The sequence below is a fragment of the Clostridium sp. CM037 genome, assembly GCF_055081095.1.
Map to the genome: position 1 here is coordinate 3,682,177 of NZ_CM143650.1, position 17,395 is coordinate 3,699,571.

A 17,395-nucleotide genomic window follows, 5' to 3' on the forward strand; every position below is an offset into this window, starting at 1 on the left:
TCTCATTCGGGACGAACCCTCGTGCATTCAGAACGATAACTTTGTTAATTTAAAATCAATCTAACCGTACCACTCCTGATAGTAAAAAGCAATACAACAATTTATTTACTTATTTTTAACTGCCCATCTGATTCCTTTTTCAATATATTCATTCCAAAAATCCCACGTATGGCTACCGGGACTTTCTACATATGTTACATCTATATTTTCTGAAATTAAAAAATCACGGTATTTATGATTTACATCTAACAAAAAATCGTTTGTACCGCACGCCATATATATTTTAGGAATTAGAGCATTTTTCTTCTTCAACTTAATAATAAGTGCCTCTGGATCTTTATCACTATCCAAAAGTTGATTCAGATCACCAAATACTCTAGTATAAAATTTATAGTCACGAACTTCGTCCTTAAAATCACTAGAAGCTCCAGCAATATTGTATGTAACTATAGCAGAAGATAATGCAATGATACGGCTAAAATTGTCAGAATATTTTAATCCATTTCGAATTGCTCCATATCCACCCATAGATAATCCACCTATAAATGTATCTTCTCTTTTCCTTGATAACGGAAATATCATGCGTGTAAATTCCACTAAATCATTTCCAACGAATTCCCCAAACAATTCACCTTTATCAACATCGTCTAAATAAAAATTATTTTCTCCAGAAGGCATAAATACTGCAATATTGTGCCTTAAAGATAGTTCCTCAATTTTACTATTACAAATCCAATCAGTGTAATTTCCAGTTAATCCATGCAAGAGATAAAGTGCTTTCATTGGTTTTTTCTTGATTATTTCTTGTTCCGGTATTTCCATTGTATCAATTGGTATAAGAGCATTAAAAGTAACATCTCTTTTTAAGGCTTTTGAAGCAAAGTTCACTTGTAAAAATGCCATTTTTTATTCCCTCCTCTAATGTATTTTTAGCATTAGTATAATACTATATACACTATATTCCAAATAGTTTAAAATAGAGGAATGAATGTAAAAACATACGTAATAAATGGCTTTTAGTCTGCTGTGAATCTTAACATTGAAAAGATGTTTTACTATCCTATGTTAAGATTCATACTCCAAGAAACTCCCCCAACATTTACACCAACATCAAAATATTTCTTTCCTGCATTAACCGCCATACCAGTAGCACAGCACCTAAAAGTAAGCAAAAACTATTCACTACGTTCCAGTTTTTACAATGGTGCAGGTATTCGGTCATAGCCATAAACCTAAATAGAATTCAGTCTCCCTTGAAATATCTGGTGAAATTTAATTCTCTTGCATCTAATCATGTTAAAGCAACTGAACATAAATCTTCACCCTTAAATGTACATAGATTTAAAAAGTTTTCGGCACTAAGTTTACCTTTCTTTTTGGTGAAAAGATGTTTTCAGCCATTCTTTTTATTGTATCTGAGTTGTACAAATTTTGTATATTTTTTATTATCATCCTAATTCTTTTGTGCATTTTACGATACCCCTTCTCTAATGTAGATTTTAAATTCACATTAGAAATCATACCATTTATACAATATTTGGGTTTCTTAGGTTTACGGCTATGCTGGACGCACCGACCCCATTATAGAAATTGGTAACCCAGTGGATAACTTCTGTTTGCTACTTTTTATAATAGTATAATTGATTTTTAGTTATATTATTTTCTTTACAGAAATCAATTACCTTTCCATTTATAAGTAGAAAATTTATTTATAATTTCTACCCAGTGCATATTGGTAAATTTCTTTGCCATTATAGACCTCCTTATAATTTTATATCAATAATTTTAGCAAAGTATAATTTTACTATCTAGCCGTCAATTCTTTTACGCTTACAATATTACCACTAATTATATTTTATTAAATGAATAAATTAATAAATATAAAAAAAGGAACTGCCTTCGTAAATGCTTTAAAGATCATTTACAAGACAGTCCCTCTATTTTCATTTCGTATTTTTACTAAATATAAATATAAAAACTGGTATTTGTGCAATCATAATCATTATCAATGGTATCATCATTGATAAATTATACTTTAATGATAAAAGTATAATTAAAAATGCAGCTAATAATATGAAAGACTGCATTACGATGTAGCTTACAAGTTTCATTTTCTTAGTCATAAATCCTCCTTAAAAAACTTTACTTAGCGCAAGCGCAACTAACCCTTTGAAACTCCAAATGTACCTCCAACTATAGTTGCAACTCCTGCAATTCCCAAGCTATTCACTGCAGCAGCAAAAGTAACTTTCATTATAGAAGCAATTACCCATACTTGACCATATGAGCATGCGACAACTAGTCCTGCTCCGGCTAGATTATTGTGTATAAATCCATAATTGAATGTTTAAAAAAATATTGACCAATAAAATTAATCACAAAAAATATCAAAAATACTTTTATAAATGAAACCATTCTGTCTTTCGTTGTAATTTTCATCACACACTCTCCATCCACTATCTAGCCATAGGGTCTGTTAACCCTTAGCAATCTCCATCATTCTTTTTTTGTTAATAGTAAACTTCCAAAAGAACCAGCTAAAGCTAAATAAATAATTTTATTTTTTTAATTTTAAAATCAGTTTCATTTCTAACCATACTTATTTCAGGTAAAACAAAACCAGGCATGTATTCTTTCAACTTAATATCTATTTTTATATTATATTTACCTTCATTTTTATAAACTTTAATTGAATAAGCATCAAGACATATATCCAATTCTATTAATTTTAAAGCCCAAAAATGAATTAGCTCGTGAATTATGTTCGCTAATAAAAAACTTATAATGATATATATAAACACTAAACTCATATGTTCCCCTTTTATACTTTATTATTCTATACTAACCGGAGGTTGTTATCCCTTTACTTAACTCAGCTTCATTCCCTTTTTTCAGGCGACTGTCCAAACCCCATAGGATGTAACTGAAAATCACCATAGAAGTCACTGAAAACAGTTCCTTCTATGGTGATGATTATAATTCAGAAAATCCGATTTATACACAAACTGCAGGAGTCGTAGTCGCATTCTTCACCTTGCTACAAATTCTTTTCTTTACAATTAAAATACAAATAAAAATTTTCACCTAAAATATCTTTAACTTTTGTATATCTAAGTCCTATTTTTCTATCAGTACATATTGTTGGATATAGTAATAAAATTCCAATCAATATAACCGCAGATTCAAGCAAAGTACCTATTCCAAAAAATCCAAATGCAGATATAAGAACTAATATATATCCAAGAGATGCATACAAAGCGTCTCTAACAAAAATTCTCTTTGCTAAAGATTTATCTAAATAAAATAAATCACACTTTTTATAATTAGCTATCAATGAAATATAAAGTTTCTTCTTTGGCAACAATCAAGCGAGATATCCGTATGACCAAAGTAAAACAAAAAAAATTTGTTTCATTTAGGAGCTATTATTTTTAGCATAGAAAGCTGTATTTTACAGACTTTTCTCACAGCCTCCTAATTTCTTCATAATATCTTCTAACAAATTTTTATAGTTACTACATTTTGAAAGTATTTGTCCCGCATCACAAATATATTCTTTGTATTTTTTATCAAAACCAGTACCGTCACTAAATAATCCTCTTAAACTTTCGTTTATCATGGCAAAATATTTAAATGTATTATAATTATTTAAGGTTAAAAACTTATCAAAACTTTTATAATTATCTAATTTAAGTTCATATTTTGTTAAAGAGTATTCATGCAGAAGGAATTTATAAGCAACTTTTATAATTTTAGCATCAAACATTATATTTCCTTTTGAAGACTTAAAGTAATAATTAAAAATCCATTCTTTAAATTTAATACACTGAATACTTAAATTCTCTTCTCTCCATTTATTATCTTTTGATCAATAATTCTGTTTATTAGTGCTACGACCATATTATTATATTCACACTTGGACAAAATTTTGTCCACAAACAGCTCAGATTCTTCAACTATAAAATTATTAATTGGATATTCAGATGAGAATTGAATAGAAAACATTAATATAACAAACTCAGGCTTTCTTTTGAGTAAATCAATTAAACAATAGTCACCATATACACTAATGCTGCTATAAAATATAGTTATAAAAATTGACCAATTTACAATTAATAAAATCATACAAATCACAGTAAATTTATTTTCTATTATAAACAGGGATGAAATGAGAATAATTACAAATGTAAATATCGGTCCCCCCTATAATATCTTTATATATTGGTTTGTATATGACAAGAGACTTTTTTTATCATTCATATATATGATTGGCCCTACAACAAATAATTTCAACTTTATACATACTAATTTACTCATTAAATAATGACCTAATTCATGCATGAAAATTGAAACAAAGTAGATTGAAATTCCCACAATAAAATACATTACCATTCTATTCAACATGTAATCATTTTTTAAATTCACTTTACCTAAAACTATGTTATATAAATTGGTTTTATACGCACCCTTCATTAAGATTATTAGTATAATAACATTAATTATTATTTTAGTGAATCTGAATTTTCTATGAAATATATTATTATTTATGTAATTAATTGATTCCCCCCCCAAAAAATTAAATAATACTAAAATTGAAATCTATTAACTATAGTTACTATTTAGTCACAAATCAAATTAGCTCCATTTGTCTAAAAATTTGAGTTAAAGTTACTTAATTTGGGCATTCAGATGAGAGACATTATTTCTCTCTTAAATCAAGATGTTAATCACCTACATCCTTGGCAACCACCTTTAGTTATTAGCCTGATTATCTTTTTCTCATAAAGCAGACCACCTCTTAACATAAAAGCATATACACTTTAAATCACAACTGCTCCCTAAGTGTTCTACATCATTCTCCTTTATCATTATGATACCAATGCCAACTAACATTAAATATAGTACTCGGTAGCAATATTATTAAAAATCCAGTAAAATTATATAAATTATAAGTACTAATAATAAGACCACATACAAATACTATTATAGACACTATCACATAATATTCTTTATCTAGTTTCATACCCATCCCCCCTGTAATATATTTTACAAAAATGGTTGAAACCATAAATAATCAACAGTTCCAACCATTCTTTATGATATATATAATTTAAATATATTAAATATTAATTGTTCGGCTTGAAACTAACGGAATATTACCTGTTGTAAAGGTCTTTCCCTTAAGTGAATTAATACCGGCACCTACCGCAAATGATGCTAGTGTTGGTACAATTTCACCCCAAGTTAATATAAATGCGCCTGCAATCAATGTACCCATTCCAGCTGTTCCTAATTCAACTGCAGTTGCGATAGTTACTCCCAAACCAGCTAAGACAGCTACTGCTCTTCCATATTTCAATGAAGTGCCAACTGCTGCTAAGGCTCGAATTATCAAACTACCAGAGCCAATTTTAAATGTAGCATATCCTCCACCATCAACATATTCCATCTCATCTTTGTCAACCTCAACATAATTATTCGGTAATTTTAAAGTCATTTCCATTTTTTAATCCCCTTGCCCATTATTATAATAATTTTAATTGTTTACTACAATTAATAATTACATTAATTGCATTATTTATATCAAAGGCACCTGCAGACACCTAAAATAGCTAATTCTATAAATGAGCGAATTAGTTAGAAATTTATTCCATTTAAAATTAATACCAACTATTCTAAGCTATCTTTAATGTTTTAAAAATAGCTTCAAGAGGAATTCCTAAGTCAGCTTGATTAAAAATCCAAGATACTCGTTCCTTTTTAGATTGGTTCCTTGCACTTTTAATTCCAGCGTTGAAATTCAACGTACCATTGCTTATCTCTAATTCACAGTATACGTAGGTAATCATTAGTAACAAGAAGTATCTGTTAATACTACGATCACTTCTTACTTGATAATGATTTAAACCAAGATGTTTTTTAGTTTCTCTGAAAAAAGTTTCAATTGGCCATCTATGTTTATAGTGATTTAGAAGTTCTTCAGTTGTAATAGTGGTATCTAGACTTATGAATGCTCTTAAACAACCAGGCTTGAAAAGAGCTTCTTTAGGCCAACAAAGGGCTATCAAAGAATCCTTTGCGTCATTAAGCTTGCCTCTATATGTGTAGACATAATATTCATTATTGCCAACTTTGACTAGGTCGACATCATCCTTAGTTAATATCTCGCACATATGATTAAGCTTAATTCCAAGTTTTTCACGACCTTTTGGATATACTACTCTATTTGTTCTTAGACCACCAATATAGGCGTAGCCTGCCTCTTTAGAAACAGCGAACAATTTTTTATTACTATACCAACTATCACATAAAACATAGCCTTTATTTACTGGTTGTGGTAAGGAGTTTATAAACTCAATTGCCATTTGGATTTTACTCATATTTTCTTTGTTGTATATCGCCATAGTATATGGCAGCACAAGAGTATCGCACAATAACATAACTGTAACTAATTGATGACCATAAACTGTTTTACCTTTTAAATGAGAATGGTGGAATCCACATTTTTCAGTAGGTTTCTTAGCCTTTGACGAGGGCACAGTCTTCTCTGAAATTGTGTCATCTATTACAATATAAATAGGACTGCCAGTTGTTTTAGACATCTCCCATATTCTCATAATAACACGTTTTTTTAGGGCTTTTTCAACGAAGTTTTCGTCCCATGGACTCTCCGATAAAAACTTTCCAATATTAGTCCGATGCCTAACCGGCATAAAGTCTGAGACGTCAGTTACTTTTCCACAGTAGCCTTTTGTCACCATAGAATTTATAAATAATATTAGATGATGAATTTGAGGCGTTGTGAGATAAAGAGTTATTTTTAATTCAATTAAAAATTTGTATATTGCCGATGATTTTGTTACAATTGAGTTGTTAAACATTTATGTTTTCTCCTTAGTTATGTTTTGTGTCGTGACTTAATTATAACAGGAGAATGCATAGATGTTTTTCTTTTTTAACATATGGAAATTAATGGGAACATTTTCGCTCATTTATAGCTAATTAAGTTTTATTCCAATCTGTTCCATATAATATTTCATATAAGTTATTTTTTCATACTTAACTCTTGTCTCTGTAACCATACCTAAAGTAATGTTAACCTTTTCTCCTTTTTTATCAGCAATGTATGTTTTATCAAGTTTTACTTTGACCTTGAAGTATACGCAGCTTTTACTTCCTTACCTTCTAATTCACTTACATCTACTATTGAACCAGATGCAGCAGCCATAATCTGCGACTTATTTTCTGTAGTTACTATTCCTTAGATTTTTACCATCCATTACCATTGTTACCCCTAAAAACATAAGTAGTAGCTCTTACTGAAGATATTGCGCATTATATAATTGGAGAGACCTCCTGTTTTAAATCCAATTCTAAGATTTCTTACATACTCTATTTTTAACTTTTCAAAGGCCTTTTCTTCAGCCACAACGACGAAAAAACCATTGAAGTATATTTACCTCACTTCAGTGGTTTTCCACTGGCTACTTCTAACTTTTTTTGTTTCTTTTCTTTCCAAACTCTCAATTTTTCTACCTAATTCAGCATCTAATAAATTGGAATCAAATGTACCATTTTCGCCTTGCTAATCGTCCATTCCCATATACTAGGTGGCTGATGCAACCTCATTCCATTAAATCGATGAGCGGAGCGAATCCGTTTAATGGTTGTTAATAAGTTTATACAGTTATCGTTTCAAAATAGAATGCACTTTTAGAAAACTCAAATAAATTATTGGTGGATTTCATTATCAATTTTGGTGTAAATAAATGCCGAAACTAAATACTTGCCAAATATACCGCTCCAACGATGCTTGTTAAGTCACCTTCCATTCCTGCCACAGTAATAACTACTCTATCACGGTGTATGCCTTCTGTTTGCTAATTACTATAATTGGAGATTCGTTCAATCATTCTTTCTATTTCAGCTTTTTCAAAAATATCTATTCCTTTTACTTCATCCTGATTAACTAAACTTAATCCACTCTGCCCAAATTCTAAAGCCTTTATAATATCTTTTTTAATATAAAGTTCATATGCCATTTGTATTCGAAAACCACCAATACTTTTATCATTTAAAAGTACTTGTGAAATTTGTGTATATATTTCTTTTGATTTGTTGATATCTTTTTTAATATAACAATAAGAATATAAAATTTCACACATTACATCTATCCTTACATCCTTAGTATATTCATCAATATTTTCTTCAATTATACCTATACATACTTGGGCTTTATCAAAATTTCCACTATCTGGGTAATAATAAAAATAATATAAGCTTATATATTCGTGAAAGCTTTTATCACTAAATATATTTCGATTATTTAGTACATTAAAATTTATATCTCTTGGTCTAATACCACAAAAAAGTTGCAATGATATTACCATTTCCATTAAATCAATATCATTGGAATCTGATGGGTTCATTATAGTCAATACATTTGAGCCATCTGTTTTCATTCCATTAACTTTACTTGGTATAACATTTTTAATTAAATTAAATTCACTAATAATTAATAAAAAACAAAAAAATATTTTTATGAAAATATTTTTCATGTTAGGTACCTTATAAATTATCAAAAATAGATATGCAATTACAAATATAAAGTTCAAACCTATGCCTCCAAGATAATATATTAACAACTCTTTAAATAATTTACTAAAAGTCTTGGGATACATCATACACGAACCTAATAGCCCATAATTGCCAGTGATTTGAAAAATGACTTTTTGATTTTGATTTCTTATTTCAAACGGAAAAATAGTAAAAGAATAGAATTTAAATCCAACTAATTTTCCAGCTATAAAGTGACCTAATTCATGAATTATTATATCGATATAAATACAACTTAATAATAAAACTAATAATATTAATATACTGTATTTGTGAACACTTTCAATATCAATAGATAAGTTTTTAATTTTACATAACGCTGTTAATATTATTATATATCTATACCTACAAAAAATGAAACAAGACCCATTATTTTTTTATTACTTATATTCATAATATGAAATCTCCACATGGCAACCTAATATATATTAATTTTATATTTTTCTTTTTAATTATCATATACACCTTCTTAAATTTTATATAAATATTATCATACTCCAATTTTTAGTAATATATATATCAGTTTGCCTTTTTATCAAAAATTGTGCTATAGAAAACCACCCCTACTGCAACACCAACTGCAACAGAAATATTTCTTGCTAAACTTATATTTGATGGTCTGAAAAAATAGTCAAACAAAAAATTAAAAAAACAAAATGACACTGAAAACTTTATACAAGTAATTACTTTTCCTTTTGTGACTTTCATATAAATCATCTCCTTATAATTTTAAAACTATACTTTTTATATCTCACATTGTGCATAATCGAGCTTCAATATTAATATTTTGTTATGCACTATTAAGTGTACCAAGATACAATGTTAAAGCTCGTAATACTTATTTTTTTACTATATTATAAAATTTATATTGATAACCAACCGTTTCCTGGTTTTGAATCATGATTATCTAAGTATCTTGCAACAGCGTTTCCAATATCAGCGGCATTTATTGCAAAATTTACTGCACCAACAAGGCTACCTGCTAGTGCTCCAGCACCAATAGAAAGTAATTTGGTTTTAATATTCCTATTAAATATTTTTTTCCCTCACTAACTCCTACCTTTCTAATATATGATGAGATAGCTCCTTCTCCAGCTACCCGAACTGGCATAACATCAACTCCTAACCATCCTCCATCAACATACTGCATCTCACCACTCTCAACCTCAACATAATTATTCGGTAATTTTAAAGCCATTTCAATTTTTTAATCCCCTTCCCATTATTATAATATTTTCAACTGTTTACTACAATTAATAATCACATTAATTGCATTATTTATATCAAAAGCACTTGCTGACACCTAAAATAGCTAATTAAGTTTTATCCCAATCTGTTCCATGAAGTATTTCATATATGTGATTTTTTCATACTTAACCCTAGTTTCTGTAATCATACCAAGGGTAACATTAACTTTTTCTCCTTTTTTATCTGCAAGGTAATTTTTATCAAGTTTTACTTTAACCTTGAAATATACATTCCCTTTTTCATTATCTATAGTCGCACCTTGATCTATATTTAAAACCTTACCTTGAACAGCTCCATACTCTTTTTACCAAACCGTCGCTTTATTCCTTTTTTAGGTGACTGTCCAAACCCCATAGGATGTAACTGAAAATCACCATAGAAGTCACTGAAAACAGTTCCTTCTATGGTGATGATTATAATTCAGAAAATCCGATTTATACACAAACTGCAGGAGTCGTAGTCGCATTCTTCACCTTGCTACAAATTCTTTTCTTTACAATTAAAATACAAATAAAAATTTTCACCTAAAATATCTTTAACTTTTGTATATCTAAGTCCTATTTTTCTATCAGTACATATTGTTGGATATAGTAATAAAATTCCAATCAATATAACCGCAGATTCAAGCAATGTACCTATTCCAAAAAATCCAAATGCAGATATAAGAATTAATATATATCCAAGAGATGCATACAAACCGTCTCTAACAAAAATTCTCTTTGCTAAAGATTTATCTAAATAAAATAAATAACACTTTCTATAATTAGCAATTAAAAACCATATAAATGCATAAATTGAAACAAATATAATAAATATTCTTAGTAATTTAATATCAATCTGATGTATTTGTGTTATACCCATTCCCAAACCCGCGAATATAAAAAATGAAGTCATTCCAAGTGTTGCCGCTTTACCTATTTCTCTTATATTTTGTTTTTCTTCTTCAGATATTATTTCAACTTCCATATTTTGTTTTTTAACAGGTGTATGTTTTTTTGCTTTTTTATACATCTTATATTCCAAATATACATTAACAATTAATAAAGAAGCTAATATGACTTGTTGTATAATAAACCCTGCTGATAAAAATTTGAAATTAAATCCTTGAAAAGCAACACAACATGACGCAACTCTTATAACCCAATCGATTATTGCTTCAATTTTAAACATTTTATATTCTTCTTTGTTATCAGTAGCTAATATAAATGATGTAGCGATTAAAAATACATATGGTGACAATACCCAAATCACTTCTATTGTTAAATTATTTTTCAATGCGATTTTATCGTATGAATATATAAATACAAATGCAAAATTACTTATATAACTCATTAAATTTAATAACATCAATAGCTTAACATCTTTTTTCATTTATAACATCTCCTATTTTTATAATTAGATTTTTTAACATGTATTTAGACGTATCTCAATGGTTTTTGTTAATTATCACTAATACAAAAATGTAATTAAATCTTCTTAGATTAAAGTCGAAGTGTTAGTCATTAGTTGTTCTTATGTAACCTTAATAATTAGCAAACTGTAAAGATCAACCCTGTTGGAAGCCCAGTAATTATAGCTATACCTTTATTTTTCACTACTGCATTAACGCATGCCCATGCAAATACTGTAGCATTTGCAGCTAATAATGCTACAGATACAGCAGCCATAATCTGCGACTTATTTTCTGTAATTACTATTCCTTGGCCTTTTACCATATAAGTTTTGGCTGATTTATTTGACCATACCAAAAACATTACTAAAAGTACTGTAACTAGCGCAATTATGTATATCATGAATTCGGGAGGATTTTTATCATAAAGAACCCTACTGTCAGTTAATTCGTTTAGATTATATACCTTCAAGCTCATCTACTCCTTATTTTAGCTCCATAAATACATCTGCCACAATTCCTTCTTCATTTTTACCTACGAGAACCGTGTAGCTGTCTCCTTTTAAATTACTTTGTATGTTTTTTTGAATATATATAAGAGCTGCACTAATAATTGTAAGAATCAACACTACTATAAACAACGTATTCATTATGTATAATATTACTGCTGAAAATAATGCTAAGGCAATATCCATAATTAGTGACAATGTTTGGAATCGGCCAAGTTTTTTTGTTCCTATTCTTTTTAAAGTTGCACGAGTTTCCTGCTTAAGTTTACTTCTACCTAATTCACATTAAATCTCCCATTTTTGATTAGCTTCCGCGTGCCCGGTACAACAAAAAAACACTGAAGTATATTTACTCACTTCAGTGTTTTTCCACTGGCTACTGCTATTTTTTGTTTCTTTTTTTATATTTTCAATTTTATACCTAATTTTACATCTAATAAATCGGCATCAAATGTACTCTTTTCGCCTTGCTAATCGTCCATTCCCATATACTGGGTGTCTGACGCAACCCCATTCCATTAAATGTATGAAGATCGAATCTGTTTAATGGTCGCTAAGACTTACAAATGATAATAAAATTTTAAAATAATTCCATCCCTACGAATATATGCTTTGACGTCCAACCCAGTCATTCAAGACCCCTTATCACGTCAGCTGTAGTTATTATAACTACAAAATTACTAACAAATAAACATTTGAATTGCCTACTACGGATTCCATATCCCACAAACATATTTTTAAGTATAATCAATTATTCCATTTAAAACTAACCATTAATAATCTACCTTTCCAAATTGTTTTGTATGACATATTATTGACTATATTATCTTTATAAAAATCAACATCTGCTCTTTTACTAAATATAAAAAACATATCAGTATTTTTTTGATCTCTTTTAAGAAATATAATATTTATATCTTTGCTTTTATTCATTAATATTTCATTACAATTTAAAAACTCTATAATACTATTAATATCTTTCTTTCCTTTTAAAAACCAACTACTTCCAATCATAAAAGGTATAGCTTTTGTTTCTGCCAATATATTATAGAGTTCAAAATTATATTTATCAAATAAGTAATAAAACCATATAACTATATTTAAACATTCTATTCCAAACATAGTGTAAAATAATTGTTCATTTCCTATAATTGTATAATCAATTATTATACTTAATATTAATACACAATTTGCAATAATTAAAATCAATTTCATTCTATAATTATAGTAAATTTTCAAAATGTAATACAATAATATTGCTATACCTGCAATTATAAAATAAGTAATTATATTCATAGGTGGCCTCCTCTTGCTAATTAATTACTAAACTTTAACAAATTATATAACATTGTTAAAGTTTAGTAATTTAAACATAGATTATATCAAATCAATCAATTAACTTATTTATACCACATTTAAAAACTAAGTGTTAAAGAACTATTTGTAAAATATATAGTTGCAATAGCTATTGATGCAGCGGCTATTGCACCACAACCTATTCCAAATGCTATTCCTGATATTCCTGCGAATGGTCCACCAGCTGCTGCTACTTTTAATAATGTACCTGCTCCTATATATCCTAGCGCACTAATTATTTTGGATCTATTAATAGTAATAGATGCCCCCCCCATCAACATACTCCATTTCATCGCTCTCAACCTCAACATAACTATTTGGTAATCTTAAAACCATTTCACTCATTTTTTAATCCCCTTCCCATTATTATAATATTTTTAACTGTTTACTACAATCAATAATAATTGCATTATTTATATCAAAGGTACCTGCAGACACCTAAAATAGCTAATTAAGTTTTATACCAATCTGTTCCATAAAATACTTCATATAAGTTATTTTTTCATACTTAACCCTGGTTTCCGTAACCATACCTAGTGTAAGGTTAACCTTTTCTCCTTTTTTATCTGAAAGATATGTTTTATCAAGTTTTACTTTAACCTTGAAATATACATTTCCTTTTTCGCTATCTATGGTAGCATCTCCATCTATATTTAAAACTTTCCCTTTAATAGTTCCATATTCTACTTGGTTTAAGCCTGCTACAGCAACTGACACTTCATCCCCTATATGTATCCTCGGTCTATCCCCAGAAGATAATAAAGTTTCTATTATTAATTCTTCTTTATTGTTAGTTATGCTACCCAGTACATTTCCAGCTTGTAGCACTATGCCCTTTGTTATAGTGGCGCTTAAATGTAGTTTACCATCCTTTGGTGCAACAGCTTTATATTCTTTTGCACTCTTTCCTAGGGTGGCCTTTTGAATTTCAAGTTTATCTCGTTCTAATTCAAGCTGCGTTCTTTCAGTAGTGAATTGTAAAATCGTATCGTAGTAATTTCCATCCAATTTAATTTTTTGTGTCCTTTTAAATTCTTTTATCTGATCCTCTGTACCACCCTGTTTTTTTAAAGCCTCTTCGTCTACTATGAATTCTTTTCTTTTTATGTAGCCGTTTCTTAATTTGTTATAAAACTCTTTTTCATCATCATATTTTTCAAATGTATTTGTTTGGTTAGTAGCATCCTTTTCTGCCCTTATAAGTAATGCTATTCTCTTATTAAGCAGTACAATTTGATCCTCTGCTTGTCCTGATTGCAGATTTGATTCTACCGGATTTAATGTAAATAGTACTTCCCCAGCTTTTACTTCCTTACCTTCTAATGCACTTACATCTACTATTGAACCAGATACAGCGGCCATAATCTGCGACTTATTTTCTGTAGTTACTATTCCTTGGCCTTTTACCATATAAGTTTTGGATGATTTATTTGCCCACACCAAAAACAGTGCTAAAAGTACTGTAACTAGCGCAATTATGTATATCATGAATTTGGGAGGATTTTTATCATAAAGAACCCTACTGTCAGTTAATTCGTTTAGATTATATACCTTCAAGCTCATCTACTCCTTGTTTTAGCTCCATAAATACATCTGCCACAATTCCTTCTTCATTTTTACCTACGAAAACCGTGTAGCTATCGCCTCTTAATTTCATATCATTTTCGAAGGCGAATAATCCTAATTTTGAATAAGCATACTGAAGATTTTCTTCTTTTTCAGTAAACCTTGCAAACAAGCAATTTGTTACTCTTATTTGATTCTTTAATTCATAAGGTTTTTCTATATTATGGATTGAATTTTTTAGCTGTATCATAAGCTTTATTGTTACTTTAGTCTGTCCATTTTCATCACCCTCCACAAATGAATAATTAATCATTGGACCCACTGTAGAATTCCCCTTTGACTTTATATAACTATCCATCATATATGTAATTTTGTTTATATCTATAAGTTCGTTTTGACTCACTTCTCTTATAAGTACATTGTTTAATTTCAGGATTTTATTTTCTTTTACTACTATTTTTTCAGTTATACTCATACTCTTCACCATCCTTAGTAACTTTTTTAGTATCTAATGTTTCATCATTTGTTTCTTTTTCAATATCCTTTACTATTATAGTCTCATCTAATTTTTCTATTCCTCCAACTTGACTTATATAAAGCCTATAATAATATCCTTTTTTATTTAAAAGTTCCTCATGGCTTCCCTGCTCCACTACCTTGCCCTTATCCATAACATAAATTATGTCGCAATTTCTTATGGTGGCGAGTCTATGTGCGATAATTAGCATTGTGTAACTTTCAAAACACCTAAAATCCATATTAATAATATATTTTGCCCCTAATATACCTTTTTGGCGGGATAGGCAAAACTACCCTAATACTCTATTTAAAGCCTCGCTCTAGAAATCACTTTCTATTTTGAGACGGCCTCTATTCAAAATACAAAAAACATCCATAGATTTGATTTACACAAATCTATGGATGTTCCCAACTCTTTATTAAATGTGTGATAATAGAATTATCTTGTTTATACTCTTTTATTCATTTTTTTATGATATATAGGAGCAATCCTGCTACAATCGCCATTATTTGTATAAATGCGTCCTTTATTTTGACATAAATGATCTATCATATTTACTTCTTACAAAAAGACATATAACCCAATAAACAGTATAAATTACTGCATATAATCCAATCAGAGTAGCAATCATATCTTTACTAAAATCAACATTTGTTGAATAAAAACCCAAACCTCCACTAGAAAACATTACGTTTACTAATTGATTTATTTGAAATGTATCTTTCCCTTTTTTAAGGTTTTTATTATACCTGAAAACGTCTGTTCCCAACCAAATCATATATGGTATAGCTGAATAAATTAAAATGCCCACAACAAAAACTCCTCAAAAATATTTTTTTCCTTTAGCTTACGCTAAATAAAGCAAACGGATTAGTAGTAGTTGTTATTGTAAATTTTCCTTTCCTACCCATGTTCCATAAAGCTGCCTCTCCAGCACTTGCCAGCTGAGAACTAACAAGAGCCATAGGTGCGAATGATATTGCTGCTGTAAGCCAACCTACAGCTCCAAATGGCAATAGCAAAGCAATCGCTCCTGAAGCAAAGCCTGCAGCACCAGCTCCAATAGATGCCATAGCGGAAGCTGCTCCCCAACCTTTAGCACCTGAATACGTTGCACCCCCATCAACATACTCCATCTCATCTCTCTCAACATCAACATAACAACTTGGTAATCTTAAAACCATTTCACTCATTTTTTAATCCCCTTCCCCATTATTATAATATTTTTAACTGTTTACTACAATTAATAATTACATTAATTGCATTATTTATATCAAAGGCACCTGCAGATACCTAAAATAGCTAATTAAGTTTTATTCCAATCTGTTCCATGAAGTATTTCATATAAGTTATTTTTTCATACTTAACTCTAGTTTCTGTAACCATACCTAGTGTAAGGTTAACCTTTTCCCCTTTTTTATCTGCAAGGTAATTTTTATCAAGTTTTACTTTAACCTCGAAATATACATTCCCTTTTTCGCTATCTATAGTAGCATCTCCATCTATATTTAAAACCTTTCCCTTAATAGTGCCATACTCTGCTTGGTTTAATCCCGCTACAGCAACTGCAACTTCGTCACCTTCGTGTATCCTTGGCCTTTCACTAGATGGTAGTAAAGTTTTTATTATTAATTCTTCTTCCTTACCAGTTATGCTTCCAAGTACATTTCCAGCTTGCAAAACCATGCCCTTTGTTATAGTGGCGCTTAAATGTAGTTTACCATCCTTTGGTGCAACAACTTTGTATTCTTTTGCACTCTTTCCTAGGGTGGCCTTTTGAATTTCAAGTTTATCTTTCTCAAGTACACTGTACGGACGACCTTTATCGGATACAGCGTTCCAACGTGTGAAATTATGAGCAGTTAAATAAATTTATGGTCATTATATGGTTATAACTTTACCTCTTCCATCCATTGTATTTAAAAAAAATAATCAATAAATCAACCATTTCATTGGAACACTTTACTTTCCGTATTGAATAGTCTCTTGTGTCTAATGATAGAGGATTATAATTTACGAATAAATTTTATATACATCACACGTCTAAGGCTCTTTCCTCTCCTATATTTCTTGATATAGGAGACAAATGGTACTACAGCATCGCTGTTAACCTATTCATAATCTTTCTTGTCCTACTCTTTCGGCGTGATCAGTCCCCAATTATTATTACCCCTTCCATTTGAACTAGGA

General features: G+C 29.5%; 23 protein-coding genes and 1 pseudogene. All 24 read right to left on the minus strand.

The annotated features are described in order from the left end of the window. Positions 1-105 precede the first annotated feature (105 nt). The 24 genes and pseudogenes from ACWJKP_RS17580 to ACWJKP_RS17695 all read right to left on the minus strand — a co-directional run bounded on the left by ACWJKP_RS17580 (position 106) and on the right by ACWJKP_RS17695 (position 17,077). Positions 106-903, minus strand: coding sequence for an alpha/beta hydrolase (locus tag ACWJKP_RS17580; RefSeq protein WP_165412615.1), 798 nt, complete (start codon positions 901-903; stop codon positions 106-108). Positions 904-1,943: 1,040 nt separating this feature from the next. Beyond that, on the minus strand, positions 1,944-2,123 hold the full coding sequence (locus tag ACWJKP_RS17585; RefSeq protein WP_165412614.1) for a hypothetical protein: 180 nt from the start codon (positions 2,121-2,123) through the stop codon (positions 1,944-1,946). Positions 2,124-2,313: 190 nt separating this feature from the next. Then, positions 2,314-2,439, minus strand: coding sequence for a hypothetical protein (locus tag ACWJKP_RS17590; RefSeq protein ID WP_263492334.1), 126 nt, complete (start codon positions 2,437-2,439; stop codon positions 2,314-2,316). A 104-nt stretch (positions 2,440-2,543) separates the two neighbouring features. Beyond that, on the minus strand, positions 2,544-2,810 hold the full coding sequence (locus ACWJKP_RS17595) for a hypothetical protein (RefSeq protein ID WP_165412613.1): 267 nt from the start codon (positions 2,808-2,810) through the stop codon (positions 2,544-2,546). A 227-nt stretch (positions 2,811-3,037) separates the two neighbouring features. Next, a complete protein-coding gene (locus tag ACWJKP_RS17600) occupies positions 3,038-3,364 on the minus strand; it encodes a hypothetical protein (RefSeq protein ID WP_224578755.1) in 327 nt (108 codons plus the stop codon). An 87-nt stretch (positions 3,365-3,451) separates the two neighbouring features. After that, positions 3,452-3,766 carry a hypothetical protein gene (locus ACWJKP_RS17605; protein WP_165412611.1) on the minus strand — a complete coding sequence of 105 codons (315 nt, stop codon included), beginning with the start codon at positions 3,764-3,766 and terminating at the stop codon, positions 3,452-3,454. A 68-nt stretch (positions 3,767-3,834) separates the two neighbouring features. Continuing rightward, on the minus strand, positions 3,835-4,125 hold the full coding sequence (locus ACWJKP_RS17610) for a hypothetical protein (protein WP_165412610.1): 291 nt from the start codon (positions 4,123-4,125) through the stop codon (positions 3,835-3,837). A 727-nt stretch (positions 4,126-4,852) separates the two neighbouring features. Continuing rightward, positions 4,853-5,023 carry a hypothetical protein gene (locus ACWJKP_RS17615; protein WP_165412609.1) on the minus strand — a complete coding sequence of 57 codons (171 nt, stop codon included), beginning with the start codon at positions 5,021-5,023 and terminating at the stop codon, positions 4,853-4,855. Positions 5,024-5,119: 96 nt separating this feature from the next. Continuing rightward, positions 5,120-5,503, minus strand: coding sequence for a hypothetical protein (locus ACWJKP_RS17620; protein WP_165412608.1), 384 nt, complete (start codon positions 5,501-5,503; stop codon positions 5,120-5,122). Between the two features lie 172 nt (positions 5,504-5,675). Continuing rightward, a complete protein-coding gene (locus tag ACWJKP_RS17625) occupies positions 5,676-6,881 on the minus strand; it encodes an IS701 family transposase (RefSeq protein ID WP_165414941.1) in 1,206 nt (401 codons plus the stop codon). Between the two features lie 999 nt (positions 6,882-7,880). Further along, positions 7,881-8,972 carry a site-2 protease family protein gene (locus ACWJKP_RS17630; protein ID WP_462961689.1) on the minus strand — a complete coding sequence of 364 codons (1,092 nt, stop codon included), beginning with the start codon at positions 8,970-8,972 and terminating at the stop codon, positions 7,881-7,883. Between the two features lie 163 nt (positions 8,973-9,135). After that, positions 9,136-9,324: a hypothetical protein gene (locus ACWJKP_RS17635; protein ID WP_165415044.1), complete on the minus strand. Its 189-nt coding sequence runs from the start codon at positions 9,322-9,324 to the stop codon at positions 9,136-9,138. Positions 9,325-9,598: 274 nt separating this feature from the next. Next, the gene (locus ACWJKP_RS17640) at positions 9,599-9,814 is read right to left on the minus strand and encodes a hypothetical protein (RefSeq protein ID WP_165415045.1); all 216 of its coding nucleotides are present in this window, start codon (positions 9,812-9,814) and stop codon (positions 9,599-9,601) included. Between the two features lie 527 nt (positions 9,815-10,341). Continuing rightward, positions 10,342-11,235 carry a hypothetical protein gene (locus tag ACWJKP_RS17645; RefSeq protein ID WP_165414881.1) on the minus strand — a complete coding sequence of 298 codons (894 nt, stop codon included), beginning with the start codon at positions 11,233-11,235 and terminating at the stop codon, positions 10,342-10,344. A 158-nt stretch (positions 11,236-11,393) separates the two neighbouring features. After that, on the minus strand, positions 11,394-11,726 hold the full coding sequence (locus ACWJKP_RS17650) for a hypothetical protein (protein WP_187351459.1): 333 nt from the start codon (positions 11,724-11,726) through the stop codon (positions 11,394-11,396). Positions 11,727-11,739: 13 nt separating this feature from the next. Continuing rightward, complete coding sequence (locus tag ACWJKP_RS17655; protein ID WP_165414880.1) at positions 11,740-11,961, minus strand: hypothetical protein; 222 nt, start codon at positions 11,959-11,961, stop codon at positions 11,740-11,742. Between the two features lie 549 nt (positions 11,962-12,510). Beyond that, a complete protein-coding gene (locus tag ACWJKP_RS17660; RefSeq protein ID WP_165414879.1) occupies positions 12,511-13,059 on the minus strand; it encodes a hypothetical protein in 549 nt (182 codons plus the stop codon). A 119-nt stretch (positions 13,060-13,178) separates the two neighbouring features. Further along, entirely contained in the window at positions 13,179-13,412 is a 234-nt protein-coding gene (locus ACWJKP_RS17665; RefSeq protein WP_224578752.1) for a hypothetical protein, read from the minus strand. Positions 13,413-13,566: 154 nt separating this feature from the next. Next, complete coding sequence (locus ACWJKP_RS17670; protein WP_462961336.1) at positions 13,567-14,676, minus strand: HlyD family secretion protein; 1,110 nt, start codon at positions 14,674-14,676, stop codon at positions 13,567-13,569. Further along, on the minus strand, positions 14,663-15,160 hold the full coding sequence (locus tag ACWJKP_RS17675; protein ID WP_165414876.1) for a hypothetical protein: 498 nt from the start codon (positions 15,158-15,160) through the stop codon (positions 14,663-14,665). Before ACWJKP_RS17675 ends, ACWJKP_RS17670 begins: the two co-directional genes overlap by 14 nt. Next, positions 15,147-15,416: pseudogene (locus tag ACWJKP_RS17680) on the minus strand (peptidase domain-containing ABC transporter); the annotation flags it as partial. The gene ACWJKP_RS17675 and the pseudogene ACWJKP_RS17680, both read right to left, overlap by 14 nt. A gap of 315 nt (positions 15,417-15,731) precedes the next feature. Further along, positions 15,732-16,016: a hypothetical protein gene (locus ACWJKP_RS17685; protein ID WP_165414875.1), complete on the minus strand. Its 285-nt coding sequence runs from the start codon at positions 16,014-16,016 to the stop codon at positions 15,732-15,734. A 31-nt stretch (positions 16,017-16,047) separates the two neighbouring features. Next, complete coding sequence (locus ACWJKP_RS17690) at positions 16,048-16,398, minus strand: hypothetical protein (protein WP_165414874.1); 351 nt, start codon at positions 16,396-16,398, stop codon at positions 16,048-16,050. Positions 16,399-16,507: 109 nt separating this feature from the next. Next, positions 16,508-17,077 (minus strand): HlyD family efflux transporter periplasmic adaptor subunit, encoded by a 570-nt coding sequence (locus ACWJKP_RS17695; protein ID WP_165414882.1) that lies wholly within the window; start codon positions 17,075-17,077, stop codon positions 16,508-16,510. Positions 17,078-17,395 lie beyond the last annotated feature (318 nt).